General features: G+C 46.6%; 18 protein-coding genes. 7 read left to right on the forward strand and 11 right to left on the reverse strand.

Going from position 1 to position 22,423, the window contains the following annotated elements; translation table 11 throughout:
• Positions 1-11: 11 nt before the first annotated feature.
• Positions 12-419, forward strand: coding sequence for a T9SS type A sorting domain-containing protein (locus KYK27_RS09145; protein ID WP_199109720.1), 408 nt, complete (start codon positions 12-14; stop codon positions 417-419).
• A gap of 69 nt (positions 420-488) precedes the next feature.
• On the opposite strand, the gene hutG is transcribed toward KYK27_RS09145, so the two are convergent.
• The 3 genes from hutG to hutU form a co-directional block, all read right to left on the reverse strand.
• Positions 489-1,463, reverse strand: coding sequence for a formimidoylglutamase (hutG, locus tag KYK27_RS09150; RefSeq protein ID WP_199109721.1), 975 nt, complete (start codon positions 1,461-1,463; stop codon positions 489-491).
• A 164-nt stretch (positions 1,464-1,627) separates the two neighbouring features.
• Entirely contained in the window at positions 1,628-2,872 is a 1,245-nt protein-coding gene (gene hutI / locus KYK27_RS09155) for an imidazolonepropionase (protein WP_199109722.1), read from the reverse strand.
• A 119-nt stretch (positions 2,873-2,991) separates the two neighbouring features.
• Positions 2,992-4,704 carry a urocanate hydratase gene (gene hutU / locus KYK27_RS09160; RefSeq protein ID WP_199109723.1) on the reverse strand — a complete coding sequence of 571 codons (1,713 nt, stop codon included), beginning with the start codon at positions 4,702-4,704 and terminating at the stop codon, positions 2,992-2,994.
• A 109-nt stretch (positions 4,705-4,813) separates the two neighbouring features.
• Here hutU and KYK27_RS09165 point away from each other — a divergent pair, with 109 nt between their 5' ends.
• On the forward strand, positions 4,814-5,437 hold the full coding sequence (locus KYK27_RS09165) for a class I SAM-dependent methyltransferase (RefSeq protein ID WP_199109724.1): 624 nt from the start codon (positions 4,814-4,816) through the stop codon (positions 5,435-5,437).
• A gap of 363 nt (positions 5,438-5,800) precedes the next feature.
• On the opposite strand, the gene KYK27_RS09170 is transcribed toward KYK27_RS09165, so the two are convergent.
• The 4 genes from KYK27_RS09170 to KYK27_RS09185 form a co-directional block, all read right to left on the reverse strand.
• Positions 5,801-6,235 (reverse strand): acyl-CoA thioesterase, encoded by a 435-nt coding sequence (locus KYK27_RS09170; protein ID WP_233150355.1) that lies wholly within the window; start codon positions 6,233-6,235, stop codon positions 5,801-5,803.
• Between the two features lie 70 nt (positions 6,236-6,305).
• A complete protein-coding gene (locus KYK27_RS09175; protein WP_199109725.1) occupies positions 6,306-7,349 on the reverse strand; it encodes an NAD(P)-dependent alcohol dehydrogenase in 1,044 nt (347 codons plus the stop codon).
• 144 nt (positions 7,350-7,493) lie between these two features.
• On the reverse strand, positions 7,494-7,976 hold the full coding sequence (locus KYK27_RS09180; protein WP_199109726.1) for a c-type cytochrome: 483 nt from the start codon (positions 7,974-7,976) through the stop codon (positions 7,494-7,496).
• A 292-nt stretch (positions 7,977-8,268) separates the two neighbouring features.
• Complete coding sequence (locus KYK27_RS09185) at positions 8,269-8,511, reverse strand: hypothetical protein (protein WP_233150356.1); 243 nt, start codon at positions 8,509-8,511, stop codon at positions 8,269-8,271.
• Positions 8,512-8,755: 244 nt separating this feature from the next.
• Here KYK27_RS09185 and KYK27_RS09190 point away from each other — a divergent pair, with 244 nt between their 5' ends.
• From KYK27_RS09190 to rluF, 4 genes are all read left to right on the forward strand, one after another.
• Positions 8,756-10,312: a M20/M25/M40 family metallo-hydrolase gene (locus tag KYK27_RS09190; RefSeq protein WP_199109728.1), complete on the forward strand. Its 1,557-nt coding sequence runs from the start codon at positions 8,756-8,758 to the stop codon at positions 10,310-10,312.
• Positions 10,313-10,495: 183 nt separating this feature from the next.
• Positions 10,496-11,407: a universal stress protein gene (locus KYK27_RS09195; RefSeq protein ID WP_199109729.1), complete on the forward strand. Its 912-nt coding sequence runs from the start codon at positions 10,496-10,498 to the stop codon at positions 11,405-11,407.
• 199 nt (positions 11,408-11,606) lie between these two features.
• Positions 11,607-12,947: a branched-chain amino acid transport system II carrier protein gene (brnQ, locus tag KYK27_RS09200; protein ID WP_255532025.1), complete on the forward strand. Its 1,341-nt coding sequence runs from the start codon at positions 11,607-11,609 to the stop codon at positions 12,945-12,947.
• A 168-nt stretch (positions 12,948-13,115) separates the two neighbouring features.
• Positions 13,116-14,105: a 23S rRNA pseudouridine(2604) synthase RluF gene (rluF, locus tag KYK27_RS09205; protein ID WP_199109731.1), complete on the forward strand. Its 990-nt coding sequence runs from the start codon at positions 13,116-13,118 to the stop codon at positions 14,103-14,105.
• 236 nt (positions 14,106-14,341) lie between these two features.
• Here the strand turns inward: rluF and KYK27_RS09210 are convergent, their stop codons facing one another.
• Positions 14,342-18,001 carry a T9SS type A sorting domain-containing protein gene (locus tag KYK27_RS09210; RefSeq protein ID WP_199109732.1) on the reverse strand — a complete coding sequence of 1,220 codons (3,660 nt, stop codon included), beginning with the start codon at positions 17,999-18,001 and terminating at the stop codon, positions 14,342-14,344.
• A gap of 496 nt (positions 18,002-18,497) precedes the next feature.
• Here KYK27_RS09210 and KYK27_RS09215 point away from each other — a divergent pair, with 496 nt between their 5' ends.
• Positions 18,498-19,505, forward strand: coding sequence for a pseudouridine synthase (locus KYK27_RS09215; protein WP_199109733.1), 1,008 nt, complete (start codon positions 18,498-18,500; stop codon positions 19,503-19,505).
• A 164-nt stretch (positions 19,506-19,669) separates the two neighbouring features.
• Here KYK27_RS09215 and KYK27_RS09220 read toward each other — a convergent pair whose 3' ends face one another.
• The 3 genes from KYK27_RS09220 to KYK27_RS09230 all read right to left on the reverse strand — a co-directional run bounded on the left by KYK27_RS09220 (position 19,670) and on the right by KYK27_RS09230 (position 22,379).
• On the reverse strand, positions 19,670-20,521 hold the full coding sequence (locus KYK27_RS09220; RefSeq protein WP_199109734.1) for a pirin family protein: 852 nt from the start codon (positions 20,519-20,521) through the stop codon (positions 19,670-19,672).
• A gap of 183 nt (positions 20,522-20,704) precedes the next feature.
• Positions 20,705-21,403: a type 1 glutamine amidotransferase domain-containing protein gene (locus KYK27_RS09225; RefSeq protein ID WP_199109735.1), complete on the reverse strand. Its 699-nt coding sequence runs from the start codon at positions 21,401-21,403 to the stop codon at positions 20,705-20,707.
• A 139-nt stretch (positions 21,404-21,542) separates the two neighbouring features.
• Complete coding sequence (locus tag KYK27_RS09230; RefSeq protein WP_199109736.1) at positions 21,543-22,379, reverse strand: oxidoreductase; 837 nt, start codon at positions 22,377-22,379, stop codon at positions 21,543-21,545.
• Positions 22,380-22,423 lie beyond the last annotated feature (44 nt).

Genomic DNA, 22,423 nt, shown 5'->3' on the forward strand with positions numbered 1-22,423 from the left:
GTGAGCTATTTATGAAGATGAAACAAACATATGTATGGGCTATAGTTGCTGCAGTTCCGTTTATGATGCAGGTGTTACCGGCAAAAGCACAGTCACAGGAGAAAACGCCAGCTGCCACCGAAAAAGAACACGGACCACATACCGCCTGCACCAACGACTCCGAAACGCTATCCGGCCTGTTCCTGACACCAGCACCAAAAGGCACTTTTAAACTTGATTTTGAGCAGCAACTGAAAGAAGATGCCGTGCTTGCCATTACCAACACAAAAGGCCAGAAAGTATTTGAAAAGCCGGTGAGTACAGCCAAGCAGCAGAAAGCCTGGAGTTATAATGTAGGAAAATTAAAGGCAGACACGTACCTGGTAGAAGTGAAGACCTCCGATACCACCTATTGGACTAAATTTAAGATCGGAAAGTAATCAGAAACTATAGTTACTCTAAAAAATATGGGCCTTGCAGCGTTACTGCAAGGCCCATATTTTTTAGAGTTATACCTGGCTCCATTGCTGCACCACATGGTACAGTAGCGAGGCGCCCAGTTTTGCAGTCCGGTTATCAACATCAAGCTTCGGGTTAAGCTCCACAATATCCAGCGTCAGTAATTTGCCACTGTTGATGATCTCCTGAAGCAGCAGTAACACTATTTCCGGATTAACCCCCAACGCAGCCGGAGCACTTACACCGGGCGCATACGCCGCCGCAAACACGTCCATATCAATTGTTACATACAGCACATCTACAAGGGCCATAAACCGCTGTAATTTCTCCTGGAGGTTCTGAAAGTTATACACCTGCATGGCTGGGGCAAATACATAATCCGTTCCATAGCTTTCTGCCGTGTTAAACAACTTCTGCGTGTTACCCGATTGTTGTATACCAAGGCACAAGTAATTAAAATCAATGTTTTCAGCAGCCAGGTCGTCGGCTATCTGCAGAAAGGGTGTACCGGAACTTGCCTGCTTCTCATAACTGCGAAGGTCAAAATGTGCATCGAAATTTATGATCCCCAGTTGCTGCCCTTCGGGTAAGGCTTGTTTAATGCCTAAAAAGTGCCCATAAGCCGTTTCGTGACCACCACCCAAAACTATAGTTTTATAGGTATTAGCCAGCAAAGCATGTACTTTCTTCCCTAACTGTTTCTGGGCTTCTTCCAGGTTCTGATTTGTACAGAAAACATCGCCGGCATCAAACAGCATCACATCCTCATCCAGGTGCCACGCAAACGAAGCCATAGCCTGTCGCAGCGCTGACGGCCCTTCCACTGCCCCTTCTCTACCCTGATTACGTCGCACACCTTCGTCGCAGCAAAAACCCAGCATCGCGATAGCCTGTGTGGCATCAGCAGGTTGGGTGTCATCTGTCAGGTTCAGCAGTTTAATGCCCTGGTGCCAGCGCTTTCCTTCTTCCCCATCAAGTGCATCTACTCTTCCTTTCCAGGTTCCGGGTGCCGTTGGTTTATACATAGCTATAATGGTTGAAGGCTGAATAGTTTAATTGTTATTTGTTGTTTCCTTTTGCTGGCGCGAGTCTGCAACGCGTGTCGTTGTATGATATTGAGTTTATAACTCAACTGAACTATAGTCCAAGCTATAGTTCAACACGAGCGAGGACGCTCGCGCCATATAAACTATACCCGTTCTCCGCGCTTCCAAACTATAGTCGGTTTCAGCTTGCCCTGGAAGTATAGTATCTCTTTATAGTTACCGGTATCGAATGCGATCATATCGGCCACCTGTTCTTTTCCCAGGCATCCACGATCTTTTATATTTAATGCTTTAGCGGCACGAGTGGTTACAGCGGCAAGCGTTTCAGCTATCGTTAGCTTTTCCGATGCTCCTATCAAAGCGGCCTGCATCAACAGGTCACCCATCGGTGCAGAACCCGGGTTCCAGTCAGTAGCGATGGCTACGCAAAGACCGCCGTCCAGCATTTTACGGGCTGGGGCATAATGCATTCCCAAACCCACCGAAGCACCAGGCAGCACTGTGGCTACCACACCAGCCTCTTTTAACAACGCAATTTCTTCTTCTCCGCTGGCTTCCAGGTGATCGGCACTGATAGCACCTGCCTCCGCAGCTACGCTACTTCCATCTGTACTGAACTGATCGGCATGTACAGTAATATCAAAACCCATTTCTTTAGCAGCCATTAAATACTCCAGAGAATCTGCTTCATTAAAAGCAGTGTCCTCAATAAATATATCTACACGGTTGGCCAGGCCCTGCTCTTTAATCTGTGGTAGCAGATTTTCCAGTACATGTTGCAGGTATAGTTTAGAATCTGAGTATTCCGGCGGGCGCATATGCGCTGCCAGACACGTTGGTACCAGATCAATTTTATGGTGAGTATTTACCAGTTTAATAGCCTCCAGCATCTTCAACTCTTCTTCAACTGTCAGGCCATAGCCGCTTTTTACTTCGCAGGTGGTCACGCCTTCACTTAAATGCCTGTCGCAGCGTTTTTTAAGCAGGTCTACCAGTTCTATAACCGTCGCTTCACGGGTTTTTCGTACGCTATCCAGTATACCGCCGCCGTTTCTGGCAATCTCAAGGTACGTTTTTCCAGCCACCCGCATGGCATAGTCGTTGGCCCGGGAGCCGGCAAAACAGATGTGCGTATGCGCATCGATCAGGCCCGGTAAAAGCACCTTGGGTTCGGTTATCTTTTCAATTTTATAGTGTTCTTCCTGCGCTACTTTCAGCAGAATATTATACTTGCCTACCAGCCTTATCTTCCCATCACAAATTACAATCCCGCCATCTTCCAGCACTTCCAGTTCATCATCGGTAATTGGTCCGCTTTCCGGCAGGTTTGCCATCGTCAGTATTTGGGTAAATGGACCGATTAAGGTATAGTTTTCGTGTTGGGTCATAGTTTTGAGGGATATAACGGCAGTGTCTTTTACACTTTTACTGATTAATAATCTAAAATCTCATTCAGTCTGATAAAACAGAAAATCCCTTCCCTCTTTCAGGGGAAGGGATTTTTACCTTATAGTTTCAATCCGAATTTCTCAGCGTTTTCCTGAGCTGTTTCATAGCCAGCGTCGGCGTGGCGGAAGATACCCATCGCCGGGTCGTTATGCAGTACGCGGCTAAGGCAGCGGTCAGCGCGCTCGGTACCATCAGCCAGAATTACCATACCCGCATGCTGCGAATACCCAATTCCTACCCCACCACCGTGATGGAACGATACCCATGTGGCACCACCAGCAGTGTTCGACATCAGGTTCAGTAACGGCCAGTCAGATATGGCATCAGAACCATCCAGCATACCTTCAGTTTCGCGGTAAGGCGAAGCCACAGAGCCGCAGTCCAGGTGGTCGCGACCGATCACAATCGGTGCTTTTACTTTACCATCACGCACCAGTTGGTTGAACATCAGACCAGCTTTCTCACGCTCGCCCATACCCAGCCAGCAAATACGGCAAGGCAGTCCCTGGAACGCTACTTTCTCTTCCGCCTCATCCAGCCAGTTAATCATGTGCGTGTTCTCCGGAAACAGTTCTTTCAGGGCCGCATCGGTTACTTTTATATCTTCCGGATCGCCGGACAAAGCAGCCCAGCGGAACGGGCCTTTGCCTTCACAGAACAACGGACGCATGTATTCCGGCACAAAGCCTGGTATGTTAAACGCATTTTTCTCGCCGCCCTGCTGTGCAAACTCGCGCAGGTTATTGCCATAATCGAACGTGCGACTACCGCGCTTCTGTAATTCCAGCATAAAACCAACGTGGCGCGCCATGCTCTTCAGCGAAAGGGCTTTGTATTCCTGCGGATCGCTTTCACGCAATATTTTAGCTTCTTCCAAGGTTAAGCCGTTTGGCACATACCCATTGATCGGGTCATGGGCAGAAGTCTGGTCGGTTAAAATCTCAGGCGTAATGTTATCCTGTATCAGTCTTTCCAGTACATCACCAATATCACCTACCAGACCAATCGAGATCGCTTCGCCTTTTTCTTTAGCTTCCAGGGCCCAGCGGATAGCTTCTTCGTAGTTATAGGTCATTTTATCGATGTAGCGGGTTTCCAGGCGCTTTTTGATACGCTCCGGGTCAACATCTACACCCAGGAAAGTAGCGCCGGCTATAGTTGCCGCCAGTGGTTGCGCGCCACCCATACCGCCTAAACCGCCTGTTACCAGCAGTTTGTGGCGCAGGTCGCCGTTAAAGTGTATTCTTCCGCAGGCTGCAAACGTTTCGTACGTTCCCTGCAAAATGCCTTGTGTACCAATGTAGATCCAGCTACCGGCGGTCATCTGCCCATACATCATCAGCCCACGCTCGCGCAGCTCGTTAAAATGCTCCCAGGTGGCCCAATGCGGCACCAGGTTTGAGTTGGCAATCAGCACGCGCGGCGCTTCGGAATGCGTTCTTACTTTACCAACCGGCTTGCCCGACTGCACCAGCAAACTCTCGTCTTCTTCCAGGTTTAGCAGCACCTCAATTATTTTCTGCGCATCAGCTACCGTACGTGCTGCCTGGCCTATACCGCCGTACACAACCAAACGACTTGGGTCTTCGGCTACTTCGTCGGTCAGGTTATTCAGAAACATGCGCAGCGCGGCTTCGCACTGCCAGTTTTTGGCGTTCAGTACCGGACCAGTTGGTGGAATATAAGTGGGGTGATTGGCGTATTTTTGGATAAACTCGCTAACCGATAAACCGGAGCGCTGTATAGTTGCTGTTTCTGGTGCAGTATTCATAGTTGATTTTACCGTAGATTGTCCTTCAATATTCTTAAAAATAAAGCAAAAAGGGTAACAAAATCGTGCTTAATTTCAGCTTCGAACTAATATTCTAACCTGTAAGCTCATGTTTCACCTGCCCATCACATCACTTAAGTCCCAGTTCGGAGACATCGACATCTATTTGTTCGACCAGCTGTTGAAAGGTCGCATACAAAAAGGGATGAAACTGCTGGATGCCGGCTGCGGCAACGGTAGAAATACGTACTACCTGATGCAGGCAGGTGTGAAAGTGTTTGGTGCCGACGCCTCGGAGGCTGCCGTTCAGCGGATGAAGCAACTGGCTAAAGAACTCGCTCCTACCCTGCCCGAGCGCAATTTTATAGTTACTGACCTGGATAAGCTGCCTTTTGATGACAGCGCGTTTGATGTGGTGATCTGCAGTGCCGTACTCCATTTTGCCCGCAGCGAGAATCATTTCAAAACTATGGTTTCAGAACTATGGCAGGTGCTAAAACCCGGCGGTATGTTGTTTTGCAGGTTTAGTACCACGATAGGTCTGGAAGGAAAATTACAGCATCTGGAAAGCCGCTTTTACCGCATGGCGCACGGACCAATCTGGTTTTTAGCTGATGAACTGATGCTTCGGGAATTAGAAATCCAACTTGGTGCAGAACGCCTTGACCCACTCAAAACAACTATAGTTGAACAGGACAGAAGCATGACGACCTGGGTATTGCGGAAAGTGTAAATAAGAGCACTATATGCCGCAAGTTTAGCGTCAGTGTAACTTGCGGCATGTAGGGGAAAGAGTAGTATCATGGCGCAAGCTTCTTCGCTCGTGTCGAACTATAGTTGGGTGTCCCGCCCATTTTAAGTATATGTAATTTTCGCTGTTCCGGACATTCTTGTCTGGAACTAACTCTGCTGCGGACTTCCTAGTCCGCGTTATTCGTAACACGGGGATTAGGAAATCCCCGGCAGATGGCTTTCTGACAAGGGTGTCCGAAAGAGCGCTATGCTCAATTAACTATAGTTATAAAAAAGGGGCCAGAGGCCCCTGCTATAACAAGTCACGAGCGAAGAAGCTCTCGCCATATCAATTTCTTTATAGTTACGCTATCTCCGCAAAATCCTCGCTTCGTTTTATCTGCATAAAATGGTCAGCCAACTCTTCCGGCAACGTAGCCAATTTGCGTTTCAGCACATCAATCCAGGCGCCTTCCACTATAATTACAGCTGCTTTCACGCCGTCTGCTTTAAACAGTTCGTGGCGTATGGACCAGCGGGAGCCGTCTTTTTTTGCCTTGATAAGCTCAGTTGTTACCGTTATAGTTTCATTTACGCCTACCTCGCGCAGGTAGGTGGTTTCTTCCCGGAAAAGGATCGGGCCGATGTGCAGTTTCTGAAATGTCTTCATGTCCAGTCCCATTTCATCTAAAATTTCGATGCGGGCCTGGGCTGCAAAATCGGCGTAGGCAGAGTGGCGCATGTGCATGTTGGCATCAAGGTGCGCCCACATTACTTTGCCTTTATATGTGTGGCTCATGTTGTTTTTATAGTTGAAGAAATATCATAAAATTCCCCCTCCTTTTTTTAGGAGGGGGTTAGGGGAGGTATTACAAACTTGCCATGTCAATCACGAACCTGTACTTCACATCGCTGCGCAGCATGCGTTCGTAGGCGTTGTTTATTTCTGATATCGGGATTAGTTCGATGTCTGACATGATGTTGTGTTCGGCGCAGAAATCCAGCATTTCCTGTGTTTCGGCAATACCCCCGATCATTGAACCGGCCAGGCGCTTACGTCGCGCAATCAGACTGAAACCGGCAACAGGAGACGGCTCCGGTGGCGCTCCAAGCAGGATCATTGTTCCATCGCGCTTCAGCATCGAGAGGTATAAATTATAGTCGTGCGGAGCTGAAACGGTATCAATTATAAAATCGAAGGAATTACGGAGCTGCTTTAGCGTTTCAGGATCTTTGGTAACGGCAAAGTTATGTGCACCTAAATCCCGGGCATCCTGCTCTTTGTTTGGCGAAGTGCTCAGTACGGTAACATCGGCGCCTTTGGCAGCAGCAATTTTAACTGCCATGTGGCCCAGTCCGCCTAATCCAACTATACCAACTCTGTGGCCTTTGCCAATTTCCCATTGCATGATCGGTGAGTAGGTGGTGATGCCGGCACAAAGCAACGGAGCCGTACGGGCCAGGTCCAGATTCTTCGGCACTTTCAGCGTATAGTTCTCATCCACCACAATATGCGAGGAATAGCCGCCGTAGGTTATCGTTTTGCCATCGCGTTCGTAGCTGCTATAGGTTCCTACATTCTGCACTTCGCAGTACTGTTCCAGTCCTTCCTTGCAACTATGGCACTCGCGGCATGAGTCTACAAAACAACCAACACCGGCCAGGTCGCCTGTTTTGAATTTCTTTACTTTGCTGCCTACTTTCGTTACCACACCCACAATTTCGTGGCCCGGAACAAGCGGGTACATAGCGCCGCCCCATTCATTGCGCACCTGGTGCAGGTCTGAGTGGCAAACGCCGCAGTATTTAATCTCAATCAGTACATCGTGCTCCCCTACTTCGCGGCGCTCCAGGCTCCAGGGAGCCAACGGGCTTTCCGCATCAAAGGCAGCATAAGCTTTTGCTTGATTCATAGTTTATAGTTTAGTGGTTGATATTAACGCTAACAGGCTCGCGGCTTACTTGTTGTTGACTACTATAAAACAGGCCACAATTTATAACTGCCAACCTATCGTTAGCAGGTACAAATTGTGGCTATAGTTTTGCCTGTAAACAGGTTATTTCTTAAGCGACAGCACGTAACGGGCCATCTCTTTGGCATCGCTCTCGCTTAGGCCGGCATGCGGAGGCATTGGTATCTCGCCCCAAACACCTGCACCACCTTTAATGATCTTCTGGGCCAGGTAATCTACATTCTTATCGTTGAATTCGTATTTAGCAGCCACATCTACGTAAGCCGGACCTACCACTTTCCGGTCGTTATTGTGGCAGGCAGTACAATCAGCTTTAGAGATCAGGGTCATACCCAGCTCGTGCTCATTTTTAGGTTTGGCAGCGGCGGCAACAGCACCAGAATCGGTCATGTCGTTGATAGCAGCATCAGCACCTACTTTTGTTTGTGTCGTAACCGGCCTTTCTTTGGCAGCAGTAGCTACTGAATCTTTATAATCCTGTGTGTAATAGGCGTCGTATTCTGTTTTCTTGTTTTCGCAGGATATCAGGAGCGCAGCGCAGGCCACAGTGAGAATCACCTTCTTCATAGTTGTTCTTATTATTTTAATTGTTTTACACTTTACGTTTGTCGTTAGTGTGTGTTCAAAAATGAATGATCAGATTAGGTTTGGGGCAAGTTAGGAGGATTTAATCATTTGGAAAACTATTGCAGCCAAACTTTACCTGATAAGAGATCAGAAGCTGTAAAACCTTACTTAAATACATATAAAGCACAATCCGACCTAGAGAAAATCAGATCAGCTATAAAACATTTTAAAAACAAAACACCCCACTGAGTCTGTCTCAGCGGGGTGTTTATAGTTCTAAGTTAAACTATAGTTATGATCTCATAATTTCCTGCACGTCGATCTTATCCAGGTAAGGCTCAAAAATAGCTACTGTGTTCGCCTGCTGCCTGAATGCGCCATATACCTGGATGTTATCCCCTGACCAGAGCTCCACAAACGAGTTATTTACTTTATAAAGCGTTACCAGCCACTGGTTATAGTTGCGTTGGGCTACAACAGTACCGTTTTGGGCTATTATTTCTGCCTGCTTCCTGAACGGAAGCCTCTCAAACATGGAATATTCCAGCATCCTGCTTTGCTTAAAGTGTCTTAAAGATAAGAATCTGTTACAGAAATTAGTTTCATTCTGGTGTGTTGGCTATACGCTGCGGCATTGGTATCCGGCTCAAAATTTCAACGCCTTTTCCGGCATCAGAAAACACTAAAAACAAATATTCAGGATTCGATATTAAACCTTGTGGCTTATATTTACTCCAACCGCTGTATTAAGCTAATTTACCTAACCTTTATTAACCTGTATGAAGAAGAAATTACAATCCTTCGTCGTACTACTGCTCCTTTCCGGCAGCCTTGCCCACGCACAGGCCCCTAAGGACCCGGTAGTAGAAAACATTGTGAAAGAAGCCACCGAAAACTCGCAGCTTGAAGTGCTGGCGCACGAGTTGCTGGATGGCATTGGCCCACGCCTGGTAGGCACCCCGGAAATGCAGCAGGCCCACGATTGGGCGGTTGCCAAGTATAAAACATGGGGTATTGAAGCCCGCAACGAAAAATGGGGCGAGTGGCGCGGCTGGCAACGTGGTATTACGCACATTGATATGGTGCACCCGCGCCTGCAAACCCTGGATGGCGTGCAGCTGGCCTGGAACCCTGGCACAAAAAGCAAAGGAGTTACTGCAGAGCTGATCATACTTCCGGAGTTTAAAGATTCTATCGCTTTCCAGAAATGGCTGCCGGCAGTTAAAGGCAAACTGGTGATGATCTCGATGAACCAGCCAACAGGCCGTCCGGATTATAACTGGAAAGAGTTTGCTACGGAGGAGTCGATGAAGAAAATGCAGGAAACCAAAACTGCAGCTACCGAAAACTGGAACAACCGCATCAAAAACACGGGCAAAACAGCCCGCACGCTGCCTGCAGCATTAGAACAGGCTGGCGCTGCCGGCGTGGTAACCTCTAACTGGTCTGGTGGTTTTGGCGTGAACAAAATATTTGGCGCTTATACCAAAAAGATCCCTACTGTAGATATCGAGCTGGAAGACTACGGCATGCTGTACCGTTTGGTAGAGTCTGGCAAAAAGCCTCAGATACGCATCCAGGCTGAATCCAAGAACCTGAAAAACGCTCCAGCCTTTAACACGATTGCAGAGATAAAAGGCACTGAAAAGCCGGAAGAATATGTGATCCTGTCTGCCCACTTCGATTCATGGAATGGGGGAACAGGCGCTACTGATAACGGTACCGGTACTATAGTTATGATGGAGGCCATGCGCATCCTGAAAAAGATGTACCCTAACCCGAAGCGTACGATTCTGGCAGGTCACTGGGGCAGCGAAGAGCAGGGCCTGAACGGCTCACGCGGATTTGTTGCTGATAACCCTCAGATCGTAAAGAACACACAGGCAATATTTAACCAGGATAACGGTACCGGCCGTGTTGCCAACATTTCCGGTCAGGGCTTCCTGCACGCTTATGACTTTATGGGCCGCTGGTTGAACGCTGCTCCAAGAGAGATCACCAGCTCTATCCAGACACAATATCCTGGCTTCCCGGGTGGTGGTGGTTCTGACCATGCTTCTTTTGTAGCTGCTGGTATTCCGGCCTTTATGCTTAGCTCCCTGAGCTGGTCGTATGGCAACTATACCTGGCACACCAACCGCGACACGTATGATAAGATCGTATTTGATGATGTGCGCAGCAATGCCATCCTGGTAGCAATACTTGCCTACAGAGCCAGCGAAGAACCTGAACTGGTAAACCGTGAGCGTATTAAGTTACCGGTTAACCCAAGAACTGGTGAGCCAACTACATGGCCTGCTCTGAGAGAGCCAACCCGCAAAGGCGGACTGGACTAAGCGCTGAAACTATATTATTTTTAGAATGGGCTACCTGAAGAGGTAGCCCATTCTTGTTTAAAAGCTGATCAATCTCATCTTTTCATGCTGACCAATGGCATCGTTTAGCACTACAGCAATTTGTATTTTTGTGTTATGAATGGTTGTCCAAACAACCGTTGTTCAATACTTAGCACTTCAGCCATGAAAAAGATATTAGTTGCCATAGATTATTCTGAAAACTCCAGGAACGCCCTTCATTATGCTTTTGAGATTGCACGGTTAGCGGGTGCCGGACTTACGCTGATACATGCCTTTTACCCTGTTATGTCGCCCCCTGCGGCCCATAGCGCAACCGATGTGATACAGGCACTGGAAGAAGGAAAAGGCAGAGCATTGCTTGAGTTTGCCGATCAAAACCGCAAAGCTTTACATATGGAAAGTGGTGAGCCGGGCAGATTTGATGCGGTGCCAGTAAATGTGATTGCCAAGATGGGTGGTTCCTATGAGAAAATTCTGGAAACGATAGAGCGGCACAACATAGACCTGGTGGTTATGGGTATGCAGGGCGGTGAAGCAGTGAGCCAGGCGCTACTGGGTAGCACCACTATTTCGGTGATGCAGAAAAGCAGGGTGCCGGTGCTGGCTGTGCCGGAAGGTATACCTTTTAACCAGTTTGCAACTATAGTTTTTGCTGTTAACCTGAGTAAGCTAAGCGCCAGAGCCGACCTTCGTTTTCTGAGCAATTTTGTGGGTGCCTTTAAAGCAAACTTACAGGTACTGCACCTGTACCGGAACGAGGCGCAGCAAACTACTTTTGATACAACACAGCCGCTGCAACACCTTACAGAGCAGTTTAAGGACATCCCTTACACTATCAATTTTGGTTTGCACGCAGATGTAGCCCACGGAATCCAGCGTTTTATCCGTACCGAAAAGGCAGACCTCCTGGTATTGGTTCCGCAGAAGCATACAACACTGGAAAGACTAATGGATAAAAGTGTAACAGGCAGAATAACTGCGCATCCGTTGGTGGCGCTGCTGGCGCTTCCATCCGATACGCTGCAACCGAAAGAAACAAACCTGGAAAGCATGGTAACACAGGAGCAACTATAGGTAATACTGCCGGTAAATTTAAGCAAGCACCGGCAGCATTTCTTTCTTCTCTCCTATTCCTTTAATTCACATTTACAGCCCATTACAAGCAACACAATTTCATTGTACCTACATTAATTTATTGCCTTATTTGTAGGATTTTGGAATTATGAGTGTTTAATTGCGGTTAGAATACTATCTACTACCCAATTTTATCGTTTTGAAAAGTCCCAGCATCTCCGCAAAAGAAACCTTTTTTATTGGTTTAATGCTATTCGCCATTTTCTTTGGCGCCGGCAATCTCATCTTTCCTTTATCGCTTGGGCAGGCTGCCGGCGACCAGCTTGTACCGGCTATTCTGGGCTTTTTATTAACCGGCGTTGGCTTGCCACTACTGGGCGTAATTGCGATCGGGATGTCTAAAAACGAAGATGTACAGACCATATCGGCTAAAGTGCACCCGGTATTTGGGTTGATCTTTCCTATCATCATTTATTTAACCTTAGGGCCTTTGTTCGCTGTTCCGAGAACAGGTACTGTTTCGTATGAGATCGGTGTTGCCCCGCTCCTTCCGGAGTTCCTGCGTACGACACCATGGGGTGCGTTGCTTTACTCTGCTATTTATTTTGGAGTAACCTACATGCTTTCTCTTAACCCGGGCAAAGTAGTAGATCGTATCGGCAAAATCCTTACTCCTGTGCTGATGGTAATCCTGTTTGCTTTGCTGGTCGCCAGTATAGCTAACCCGATCGGAACGATACAGGGTCCGCTTGCTGCTTACGAGATTGCCCCGTTCTTTAAAGGTTTCCAGGAAGGTTACCTTACGATGGATACGATCGGCTCCTTTATCTTCGGCCTTATCGTGATCAATGCCATCAGGGCAAAAGGAGTAGATGAACCTAAAAGCATCGCCAAAGTTTGTATTACTGCCGGCCTGATTGCAGCAACCGGTTTAGCGTTAGTATATGTAGGACTGGGATATACCGGCGCTACCAGCGTATCTGCCTTGGGTCACGTAGAAAATGGCGGTATCATTATCAGCCAAGTATCGCATTTGCAATTTGGCATATTTGGCAACCTGATCCTGGGTATTGCCATCATTTTTGCCTGCCTTACCACCAGCGTCGGGCTTATAGTAGCCTGTGCCGCTTACTTCAACCAGATACGTCCTTCTATTTCCTACAAAACCTATGTGTTGGTTTTAACTATAGTTAGTGCTCTTATCTCCAATGTTGGCCTTACACAGATCATCTCTTTTTCGGTACCGGTACTTGTTGCCATCTACCCAATCGTTATCGTACTTATTGTGCTCTCGCTGATGGGTGCTATAGTTGGCAAACGCAACAGCATCTACACCTGGTCTGTGCTTTTCACAGGTGTTGTGAGTCTAGTGGATGGGATAAATGCTGCAGGAATTGAGCTGGAAATCAGTAAGGTATTTGCCGAATATCTTCCGCTCTTTAGCCTGGGTATGGGCTGGCTGGTGCCGGCTATAGTTGGCGGATTAATTGGTTACCTGTTTTCGTTACGAACCAGTAAAGTAGTGCTGGCAAGCGAGTAAGAATAAAGCCTATTGGCATGAACAAGGCAGTATAGCAGTGTAGGCTGTTGTACTGCCTTGTTTATTTTAGCGCAACAGCAAGGAAACAAAAGCGGGTAAACCCACCGTTTTCTGTAACTTTGATCTTTTATTCAGGATACATATAACGTATTGAAACGTCCCTGACCTATGGAACCGATCAGATTAAATAAATTTATAAGTGATTCCGGTATCTGCTCGCGCCGTGAGGCCGACAAGCTGATTGAGCAGGGCCGTGTAACCGTAAATGGAAAACAGCCGGAGGTTGGGGCTAAAGTTACTGCCAGAGATAAGGTTCGAGTGGACGGGAATCTGCTTGAAGCAGATGCGGTAGAGCCTGTTTACCTTCTGCTCAACAAACCACCAGGTATCGAGACTACCACCGACCGTTCGCAACGCGACAACATCATCAGCTTTGTAAATTACCCGGAGCGCATTTTCCCGGTAGGCCGTCTCGATAAAGACTCTGAAGGTCTGATCATCCTCACCAACAACGGCGACATTGTAAACAAGATTCTGCGGGCTGGAAACAACCACGAAAAGGAATATATAGTTACGGTTGATAAACCTATTAACCAGAACTTTGTAGACCGAATGAGCAATGGCGTTTCGATACTTGGCGTGAACACCCGGAAGTGTTTTGTAGAGCAGCTGGGGCCAAACAAGTTCCGAATTATCCTGACCCAAGGCATGAACCGCCAGATTCGCCGTATGACCGAGACCCTGGGCTACGAGGTACAAACCCTGCAGCGCACGCGCATCATGCATTTAACGCTGGCTAAAATTCCGCTGGGCCAGTGGCGCGAAATGACAACACATGAGATAGCAGAAATGATGAATCTGGTAGAAAGCTCTGCAAAAACTGAAACGGCTTCATCACCTAAGAAAAGTAACAGCTCACGGGAAAGCAGCTCAGCACCGAAAAGCAGTAAGCCTAAACCACGTGGCAGTGCAACATCCAGCGGTAAACCATCCCGTACAGGCAGCGCTCCGAAAAGCGGTGGCAAGCCAGCTGCTCCCAAACGCGATAAACCCAAAGCATCATCTAGTAACAGGGGTTCGCGTGGCGCATCAAAAAGTAATACAGGTGGGAGATCTGGTGGCAGAAGTGGCGCTCCGAAAGGTGGTAAGAGAAGGTAAGTTTATAGTTACTACATGAATAAAAAAAGGACCTGCTTTCTAGTTAGCAGGTCCTTTTTAGGTTACTGGAAGTAGTTCAGGTTTTCATAAACCTATAGTTGCCCTTTGCATTCCTCAGCTAGCAAGTGGCAACTATAGGTAACAGCCTAAACTGAGTTACTTTTCATCCCGGAAACTATAAATCCAAAATACACTTAAGGTTATAGAAGCCTGAAAGATTCGTAAGTTAACCTTCTCTACTTCTTCAGTATTACTTTTATAGTTTTAGTGTCGTTAGCGCTTACAATTCGTGCAATGTATAGTCCGCCTTTAAGGCCATTGCCGTCCAGCTCCACATTTACTAATTCTCCGGCAGTTGCATGTCCTGTTTTCAATTTCCGGATAAGATTCCCTTTCAGGTCGAATAGTTCAACAACATAGTTTCCGGTTGTGTGGAGCTTAAATTCAACCGCACCTTTACTTTCGATCGGGTTCGGGAACACCTTTGCCTGGCTGATGGCGCTTGTTTGCGTAACAGCCTGTGGTTGCACTTCGACAGTCATAGAGGCAGCACAGCCATTTTCCAGATCTGTAACAGTTAAGTTATACTCGCCTGCCACACTTACTACCGGGTTTTGCTCTCTAGAAGTATAGCCTGCAGGCCCAGACCAACTATACGTTACCCCGTCTGTAGTAGAAGAGCCGGTTAGTTGCACGGTTCCGGTTTCGCTGCTAAGCGTGCCGCCCTGGGCTGTAACATTCGGCGCTTCCATGTCAAGGGTTACCACAACTGTATCCGTAACAGTGCAGCTTGTATAACGTTTTTTCCCTGAAACAATATAAGTACCGGGCTTATCTACAACAACAGATGATACTGATCTAGATAATATATTCCCTCCATCAGAAGAATACCAGAAGTAATCGTCTACCTCAATTGAAGTTGGTGTTAATGTTACTGTCGGCTCTTTACAGGTCAGCACTTTATCAGGACCAGCATTAATCGAAATATCTGTAAAGTATGCATTTACAGTCCTTGATATACTGGCCTGACAACCAGTAGCAGGATCAGTGACGGTCAACGTATATTCGCCGGGAACAGAGGCACCCACTACATCCTTATCCGATGTAAATCCATTAGGGCCTGTCCATTTATAGATGGCATTAGCTGTTGTTGTATAGCCAAGAAGATAAACAGTCGGATTGTCACAGCTTATGTAGTCATCAAAAGCATACGAAGGCGAAATCCTAACAAATGGGGCTTCATTAGCAAGTGTTACTAGAACCGTATCTGTAATAGTGCAGCCCAAATAAGGATCTCTCCCTGAAACAATATAGGTACCAGGTTTATCTACCAGAGCAGATGATAATGTTTGAGAAACTATATGTCCATCTGAAGTACTCCATATAACTCGTTCTATATCACTAGAAATTGGTGTCAATGTAACTGTCGGCTCTTTACAGGTTAATACTTTATCAGGACCAGCATTAATGGATAAATTCGGATAAACTTCAGTTACCTTTATTGATGTAGTAGTCTCACAACCATTTTCAGGATTGATGATAGTCAGCGTATATGTGCCCGGAAGGCTAACACTTACTGTACTCTTATTACTGGTAAATCCATTAGGTCCTGTCCATTTATAAATAGCGTTATCAATATTAGTAAAACCTGTAAGTGAGACGGCATCATTATTACAAGTCAAAACTCCATCTCCAAAATTTTGAATCCGGGCAAACGGTGCTTCATAATCAAGCCTTACTATAACATCATCAGAAGCAGTTAAGCCTGTAGCCGGATCAGTAACAGTTAACGTGTAAGTTCCAGCCACATTTACTGAAGGAGTGGCTTCAGTAGATGCAAAACCATCAGGCCCTGACCAATTGAAAGTCGCTCCGGAAGTAGCCGAAGCGCCATCAAGGGTTACTTCGGTAACAGCACACGTAAGGTATTTGTCGGTTCCGGCACATACCTGTGGTCCCTCTTTTACTTCTACACAGAACCTAATGTCGTCGATGGCGCCAGAGCCGGCCAGCATTTGGTGTTCGTTAATTCCATCCAGCACTACTTTCAGCGTCATGACACCTTTTGTATTTCCCAGGTTTATTTCCTGCTGGCTCATGTTTCCCAGATTCTGAATCGGCACTTTATACAGCTCATTTCCGGCTTTGTCGTACAGGTAAACCCACGAGTTGCCTTCGTACACATCAAAGTCCAGCGCTTTCATAGAAGTCATAGTTACCGGGCCGATCTCTGAGAAATCAAGCGTCATTTCGCCACCCCAGGGGTTGTCGTTCGGTTCCGGTTTCAGGTCCTGGTTAATGATCAGCACATGTCCCCAGTCCGGCGTCCAAAGGTCAAGATCATCCCCGGTTGGATTCGCAGTATCAAATATGGAAGCATGATTTTCTGCTGCATAGCTGCCATCTGCTCGCCGTATTTTGTTAAAGATATTTACTTTGCCAGCTCCGGTGTTTACAGAAGAAATGAAACCGGTACTACTGCTCTCGAAATCAATTACATTACATGCAACTGGCGACGGCGCTTTTTCAGGCTTAAGTTTTACGATCCAGAAATCATAGTCACCTCGTGAATATCCGGTTTTATCTCCTCCCAAGCCGGAATTTGAATATCCGGCAAGTAAATAGCCATCGTCTGTTGTCTGCAAACTTTCCTTACTGTACTCAGAGCTGCGTCCGCCCAGCGTCTTATCCCATTGCCTGTTTCCCTGGTTATCTAATTTTACAACCCAATAATCGAAGCCTCCTTGTGATGCTTCGGTCTTATCACCGCCTATCCCCGAGTCCGAAAGCCCGCTCAGTAAATACCCTCCGTCACTGGTTTGCTTTACACATGCTAAACCTTCGGTTCCAGTACCGCCAACTGTCTTATCCCACACTTTGTTCCCGTTTGCATCCAGCTTCAGGATCCAGTAATCAGCCCACCCAAAGCCAGCCTGACTTTTATCACCATTTATACCAGAATAGGAATCGCCACCAACTATAATTTGTCCATCGCTTGTCTCGCACAAGGCAAAAAGCAGATCGGTACCACTCCCTCCATAGCTTTTATCCCATAATTTGGTTCCGTTCGCATCCAGTTTTACGATCCAGTAATCGGAGCCACCTCTCGAACCTTCCGTTTTATCTCCTTCAAAACCGGAGTTCGAATAGCCGCCCATCACAAAACCTCCATCCCTGGTAGCAATAATGGCACGCATAAATTCAAGAGAGCTTCCTCCAAGCGTACGGTCCCACACTTTGTTGCCATTTGCATCTACCTTTACAACCCAATAGTCATCGCTTCCTTTTGAGTTTTCGCTTTTATCGCCGCTGATGTTTGAATGAGAGCTTCCACCTAAAATATAGCCACCATCCTGCGTAATGTCCAGTGAAATCATCCATTCACTACCAGAACCTCCAAAAGTTCTATCCCATTTTATATTTCCGACAGCATCCAGTTTCACGATCCAGTAATCGTCTTCCCCCCTTGAAGGTTGGGTTTTATCACCACCTATACCTGACCCCGTAGTACCCCCTATAATATATCCGCCGTCAGGAGTCTGTTTTACTGTAGTAGCCCTAACAGATAAATTTCCGCCGATGCTACGGTCCCAATGTTTGTTTCCGGCAGCATCCAGTTTCAAAATCCAGAGGTCAGCATCTCCCTTAAGGGCTCCGGTTTTTTCACCGCTTATACCAGATGTGGAGCTGCCTAAAACTATAAAGCCACCATCAGTTGTTTGTTGAAAGGAAGAGAAAGTATCGCTGCCGCTTCCACCATATGTTTTATCCCACTCAATTTCCTGGGCATAACTATGGGAGCCTGAACTAAATAAGAATATTAGTAGAAGTTGAAGGCACCTGTTCTTGATTAATTGCCGTGCACCGGCAGCACTTACTAAGTAAAATTGTTTCATAGTTGATCATTGAATTAGAGTGTAAAAAAATATGCATATAGAATTGTCCCTAAGACAGATAGGTTAAATCATATACCCAGTAATGAGTTGTATTGATATACTTTTAATATATAGCGAAGGTTTAATTTGGCGAACAGCACATTTGAAGGTGTGAATGAAGGTGTTGTGAAAGGGAAAGTATCATTGGCGTTAAGTTGCTTATGGGAGATGCTTTTATAAGTTACACCTGAACTATAAGTCTGATAACAAAAGGAAGTATTTGCATGCGAAAGCATTCATAAACGATAGAAGTTGATAGGTAAATTCCTCAGACACAAACTATAGCATTCTTATGTTACTACATTTACCAACCTATAAATAGCTGGAAGTGCAGACTGCAAGTTTGTTTCACTCATTTCTCAATCTCATAGGTAAACCCATCCTTTTACCTTAATTTTACCGCTTGTTTTAAAATGGCGTACACCAAACAGACCAACACAACACGCCATACTTTGCCATGGAACCTAAGAGATTAAATAAATTTATAAGTGACAGCGGTTTTTGCTCCCGTCGCGAAGCAGACCGACTGATTGAAGAAGAACGCGTAACTGTAAACGGCAAACTACCAGCCCCGGGCGTACTGGTAACTCCCAAAGATAAAGTCAGGATAGACGACCAGATCGTGCGTGTGCGCGAAGAACTGCCTGCTTTCCTGGTGGTTAATAAACCTGCGGGAATGTCTGCCAAATCAGACCCTGAGATACGTGACAATGTAGTGAAAGCGATAAACTACCCGGCTTCGCTGGAGCCGGCAGGTTATATGGAACGTGGCCACGAAGGCTTAGTTATACTCAGCAACGAAACTGAGCTGGTGCGCAAGATCACCCGTTTCGATAACCGTTTCGAGAAAGAGTATATAGTTACGGTAGACAAAATGATCTCGCCTGAGTTTATTGCCAGGTTGATAGGCGGCGGCGAGAACGACAAAGGTGAGAAGCTGCAAAAAACCTTTATCTCAAAAGAAGGCTCTACCCGTTTCAGGATCGTGCTTACACCTGGTACTAACCATAACATTAAAATGCTTTGCGAAGACCTGGGTTACAAAGTCGTACACTTGCAGCGCATCCGCATCGAAACTATAACACTGGCAAAGTTGGCAGCAGGCCACTGGCGCACGCTTACTAAAACAGAGGTTGATCTCCTGAGAAGTATTGCTACAGGCAAGGCCCCGAAAGAAGAATTTGGAAGAAGTCGCGAGTCTAAATATGCCGCTGACAGGCCAGCCAGAAGAGATGGAACGCCACAAACAGCGGGGTCAAATAAAATAAGTAAAGCAGGCACAACACCACGAGTTGGCAAAAGCAAGCCTAAAGAAAGTAAAGCTGCCAAAGGTGGCGCAGCCAGTGCAAAAGGTGCCCGTGGGGCCAGCCGACCAACTTCATCCAGGCCAGGCGGACCTGGCAGAAGCAGTTCAGCACAAGGTACCAATCGCAAAAGTACATCAGGCCCGAAACGCGGCAGGTAACTATAAAAAAGGTGTGGTTTTAGCCACACCTTTTTAGTTTAAGAGTTTGGGAGTTAGAGAGTTTAAGAGTTAGAAAGTTTAGAAGTTAAAAAGTTAGAAAGTCTGAATTTCAAATGCGACACAAACTATAGTTGTTTATGGAAAATGAATTCAGAATTCATAACCTATTTCCAAACGCCCATTTTGCCTGCCTGGTAATCCCGGAAAGCTTCGTGAATTTCTTCTTCAGTATTCATTACGAATGGCCCGTGTGATACAACCGGCTCGTTAAACGGTTTGGCGTGGCCGAGTAAAATATAGCTGTCCTCTGAAGCTTCTATACTCAGTTCTTCGCCATCATTAGCAAATTCCACAAGGTTAAGTTTGTCAGCTGTTTGGCCGTTAACTTTTATACTTCCTCGCACTACATAAAAGAATATATTTCTGTCTGAAGCTATAGTTGTAGATAAGCTACCGCCAGCCAGTAGTTCTATACTTGCCATGTGTATATTGCTCAGCGACGGAACAGGTCCTTTTGTATCACCCCAACTACCAGAGATCACATTCACCTTAACCTTGCCGTTATCTTCTGAAACAACCGGGATTTCAGTTTTCTGTAGCCCGATATAGTTTGGCTTAGCCATTTTGTGTTTGGCCGGAAGGTTAAACCATAGTTGCAGTATCTCCAGCGGGCCTCCCTCCTTTTTAAATTTTTCAGAAGATACTTCGGCGTGTATCAACCCGGATCCGGCTGTCATCCACTGCACGCCACCGGCTTCTATAACATCCTGCCCGCCGCCGGTATCCTGGTGCATAATATCGCCATCCAGGATAAAAGTCAGCGTTTCGAAACCACGATGCGGATGTGGACCAAAAGGTAGCCCATTATTGCCGGGCTTATACACCTGCGGGCCATGATGGTTCAGGAAAAGGAACGGATCGATATAGTCTACTTCGTGGGTTGGCAGCGCACGGTACGTTACCAGGTCACCCATCGGGGCATGCACTGCTTTATGTATCTTTTTGATCTTTCTCATGTTAGCTGATTTACGCTTAAATGTAGGTACATAAAAATAAGCATATTCTTTAAGACTACTATTTCTGAACTATAAATTCTCACCTGAGCACCACTCTTATTTAACATAAAAATCCCACCAAACTATAATAGTTAGCCTGATGGGATCTTTCGCTACACTGATAATATAGTATACGGGTATAGTTTACTTCGCGCTAACGTGGCGTTCCTGCAGCATTTTAAGTAGTTGTTCTGCAGCCGGCTCCGACGAAGCAGGGTTCTGTCCAGTTATCAGCAGGCCATCGGTCACCACATAAGGTTTCCAGTCATCGGCTTTACTATAGTTGCCGCCCAGTTCTTTCAACTTATCTTCCACCAAAAAAGGAACAATATCGGTCAGTTGCACGGCATCTTCTTCGGAATTGGTAAAGCCGGCTACTTTTTTGCCTTTCACCAGCGGTTCGCCGTTCTGTGTTTTTACGCCTGTTAATACAGCAGGTGCATGGCAAACGGCAGCTACCGGTTTCTCCTGGCGCACAAAGTCTTCTATCAGCTTAATGGAGTCCTTGTTTGTAGCTAAGTCCCATAACGGACCATGACCGCCCGGGTAGAAAACAGCATCATAATCTTTGGCATTTACCTCACTCAGCTTGTGTGTACGCGATAGCTTGTGCTGCAGGTCTTCGTCTTCGTAAAAACGCTTGGTAGCAGGAGTCTGCGCATCGGGCTCGGTGCTTTTCGGGTCGATGGGTGGTTGTCCGCCTTTGGGAGAGGCAATATCAATTTTAACGCCTTCGTCGGAAAGAGTGTAATAAGGAGCAGCAAATTCTTCTACCCAGAAACCGGTTTTTTTGCCGGTGTCGCCAAGTTTGTCATGCGATGTGAGAACGAATAATACTTTCATAGCTTATAGTTTTAAGTTGGTTTCTTAATCAGATTATCTCCTAACTTAACCTCTGAGCTGCAGATATGTTCAGACGGCTTTCGGGAGATCTATAGATATGCTGCCTTGTTTTATAATTGCCATGTAGTGTTCTATAGAACTATACATCAAAAGAAGTATGGGCAGCGATTGATTCCCAGCTTTTAATATCCTCTTCTACCTGCTCCAGCTTTTTACGCACAGCGGTAATGGCGGTGCTGCCAAGTGGCAGGCGTAAAGGTGGGTTCTCAGCATTCACAACCTGCATTATAACCTGCGCTGCTTTCTGAGGATCGCCTTCCTGCTGGCCTGCGTAGCCTAAAATATTGTTTTTGAAGATACGAGCCGTAGCTTCATATTCGGGCATTTCCTGTTTGGCTGCTTTTATGCTCGTGCCTGCAAAATTTGTGCGGAAAGGCCCCGGCTCAACTATAGTTACCTTAATACCTAACGGAGCAACTTCCAGGGCAAGTGCTTCGCTCATGCCTTCTAAAGCAAACTTACTTGCATTATAAACGCCAAACCCGGCTGTAGCCCTGAAACCAGCTGCCGACGACATTTGGATGATCCGGCCACTCCCCTGTTTCCGCATATAAGGTAAAACGGCCTGCGTAACCTGTAGCGCCCCGAAGAAATTGGTTTCCATCACTTCCCGGTAATCTTTTATAGTTGCTTCTTCCACGGCACCCAGAAACCCAAAACCGGCATTGTTTACCAGCACATCCAGCCTTCCGAAGTGGTTAAAAGCGGCTTCTATAGTTGCCTTCACACCATCCGGGTTGGTAACATCCATCAGGTAAGCAAAGGTATTGCCCACCGATATGTTGTTAAACTCCTCCAACAGACATTGTTGGCGCACTGTTCCAATTACCTTGTCGCCGTTGCGTGCAACTTCTTCGGCCAGTGTTCGGCCAAACCCACTGGATAATCCTGTTATAAACCAGACTTTCTCGCTCATAATTGATCAATTTTATACTTCTGCAAACTATAGCTATACGGGAA

The organism is Pontibacter populi (genome assembly GCF_019336435.1).
Classification (GTDB): domain Bacteria; phylum Bacteroidota; class Bacteroidia; order Cytophagales; family Hymenobacteraceae; genus Pontibacter; species Pontibacter humidus.

Excerpts from the sequence above, each read along its gene's own strand:
- KYK27_RS09190 (WP_199109728.1), top strand. The coding sequence starts at position 8,756 with ATGAAGAAGAAATTACAATCCTTCGTCGTACTACTGCTCCTTTCCGGC.
- KYK27_RS09215 (WP_199109733.1), top strand. The coding sequence starts at position 18,498 with ATGGAACCTAAGAGATTAAATAAATTTATAAGTGACAGCGGTTTTTGC.
- KYK27_RS09220 (WP_199109734.1), bottom strand. The coding sequence starts at position 20,521 with ATGAGAAAGATCAAAAAGATACATAAAGCAGTGCATGCCCCGATGGGT.
- KYK27_RS09180 (WP_199109726.1), bottom strand. The coding sequence starts at position 7,976 with ATGAAGAAGGTGATTCTCACTGTGGCCTGCGCTGCGCTCCTGATATCC.
- KYK27_RS09185 (WP_233150356.1), bottom strand. The coding sequence starts at position 8,511 with ATGTTTGAGAGGCTTCCGTTCAGGAAGCAGGCAGAAATAATAGCCCAA.
- hutU (WP_199109723.1), bottom strand. The coding sequence starts at position 4,704 with ATGAATACTGCACCAGAAACAGCAACTATACAGCGCTCCGGTTTATCG.
- KYK27_RS09170 (WP_233150355.1), bottom strand. The coding sequence starts at position 6,235 with ATGAGCCACACATATAAAGGCAAAGTAATGTGGGCGCACCTTGATGCC.
- KYK27_RS09145 (WP_199109720.1), top strand. The coding sequence starts at position 12 with ATGAAGATGAAACAAACATATGTATGGGCTATAGTTGCTGCAGTTCCG.
- KYK27_RS09165 (WP_199109724.1), top strand. The coding sequence starts at position 4,814 with ATGTTTCACCTGCCCATCACATCACTTAAGTCCCAGTTCGGAGACATC.
- KYK27_RS09225 (WP_199109735.1), bottom strand. The coding sequence starts at position 21,403 with ATGAAAGTATTATTCGTTCTCACATCGCATGACAAACTTGGCGACACC.
- KYK27_RS09195 (WP_199109729.1), top strand. The coding sequence starts at position 10,496 with ATGAAAAAGATATTAGTTGCCATAGATTATTCTGAAAACTCCAGGAAC.
- KYK27_RS09175 (WP_199109725.1), bottom strand. The coding sequence starts at position 7,349 with ATGAATCAAGCAAAAGCTTATGCTGCCTTTGATGCGGAAAGCCCGTTG.
- KYK27_RS09210 (WP_199109732.1), bottom strand. The coding sequence starts at position 18,001 with ATGAAACAATTTTACTTAGTAAGTGCTGCCGGTGCACGGCAATTAATC.
- hutG (WP_199109721.1), bottom strand. The coding sequence starts at position 1,463 with ATGTATAAACCAACGGCACCCGGAACCTGGAAAGGAAGAGTAGATGCA.
- rluF (WP_199109731.1), top strand. The coding sequence starts at position 13,116 with ATGGAACCGATCAGATTAAATAAATTTATAAGTGATTCCGGTATCTGC.
- hutI (WP_199109722.1), bottom strand. The coding sequence starts at position 2,872 with ATGACCCAACACGAAAACTATACCTTAATCGGTCCATTTACCCAAATA.
- KYK27_RS09230 (WP_199109736.1), bottom strand. The coding sequence starts at position 22,379 with ATGAGCGAGAAAGTCTGGTTTATAACAGGATTATCCAGTGGGTTTGGC.